This is a genomic window from Luteibacter sp. P4_E6 (assembly GCF_056401535.1).
The window spans coordinates 1-1,536 of record NZ_JBFUJE010000741.1; the positions used below are offsets into that span (position 1 = coordinate 1).

Annotated in this window: 1 protein-coding gene; it reads right to left on the reverse strand. The window is 63.7% G+C overall.

Going from position 1 to position 1,536, the window contains the following annotated elements; translation table 11 throughout:
• Positions 1-237: 237 nt before the first annotated feature.
• On the reverse strand, positions 238-1,536 hold a 1,299-nt coding region (locus tag AC1DT2_RS23005; RefSeq protein ID WP_477298989.1), incomplete at its 5' end, for an XVIPCD domain-containing protein.

Consider the following 1,536-nt stretch of genomic DNA (forward strand, 5'->3'; position numbering starts at 1 on the left):
GGATTGCGTCACTACTTCGCTCCAGCAGCGCAAGGCGAGCCTTAAGCATGTGTTGTCCCCAAGGAGCGCCCCCCGTCGACCGCCAAAGGACCTGCCGAGCAGTTCCAAACGGTGAGATGAAGCCCATACGTCCCATACTCAAACCTCTGCAGATAGTCTTCCGCCTTATCCAGCGCCCGCTCATCACCTGGATCTAGCAGCCGCGTTGAGCCACAGGACGCCGGTAGATGCCTGGCCTCACCTGCCAGGCATGCTATGCCCGTGCTGCTGGCTCACCGCGTGCTGATGATTCTGTGTCTGCGCCTGCGCGGACAGATCGACGTTGACCTCATCGATTTTCTGGCTGCTCTGCTCTACCGGCGTCTGTATCGCCGGTACGGTGTCAACGCTCGCGACGTTGTTCAGGGTCTTGGGAATGATCACGTCCGCGACAAACACCTGAGAGCCGTCGTCACTCAAGGCCAGCGTATCGATCTTCCTCAAACCGCCCTGCTTCGCCGCGACGGTCAACGCGGCGGCCAGGTTCTCGCTACCCTGGTCCGGCGTTCGGCCGTGTTTGGCGTCCAACGCGTGCACGTGCGTTTCGGCCTGACGAAACAGCGCGTGGTCGGGATGGGCGGCATGGTTGAGCATGACAGCGGCCGACTTCGTGGCCTCCAGCTCGTCACGCACATTGCCCTTGGCCTCATTGGTCCCATAGATCATGCCGGGCGTACGCCAATGACCATCGGCGCCCTGGGTGTAAGCATGGCCGTCCGACGCGTCCCGTATAGTTTCAGGCTGCTTCAGCGCATGGGTGACAGAGTCGGGCATGGGTCCCTGCGCTTGCCATCCGTTCCGCTCGTACGCGTCCGCATAGTGCTGGGCGATGCCGCGAGGTGAGTCCGCGAGATTGGCCGCGATCGTCGCCTTCGCTGACTGCTCCAGCTCCGCGGCGCGTGTCGGCGTGGCCGTCTCGGTGTGCGAACTCGTCATCCCGTGTTCGAGCACCTGATCGGTGACATGGCGGGACCATGCGTGGGTCTGAGGGTCACGTACCCACGGCGCATCCACGACGCTCGCGGTATCGTGCGGGCCCGGGCGCTGAGCATAGGGATCGGCCGGCGTGTTGTTGTGTGCCAGCGCCAGATCCACAGCCGTGCACGAAGCCTTGTAATTGAGCGTATTCGTTAAGGACGCATCGGCAACGTGCTGCTCGCGACCGAAATACGGCGCACCGTTGGCCGCGGTCTTCATCACCGTCTCGGTGTGGGTCCAACCGCTGTCAGGGTGCGCAGGGTCGTAGTGCCAATTCTTCCCGCTCGCGTCGGCCTGGTTATAGATCCGATGGTTGTCGATCGCGTTGGCGATCTTGTCGCCGGCGACGGCGCCACCTATGGCGCCCACAGCGCCAAACACAACCAAGCCAGGACCGGACTCGACACCCGCCAGCGCCGCTGCGCCGCCGACCGCTTCGGCACCCGCCACCATGCCCAGATTCCGGCCGGCGAAGTGAACCAGCTCGGATTGCCCGCCCGTGACGTTACCTGCGTGAAG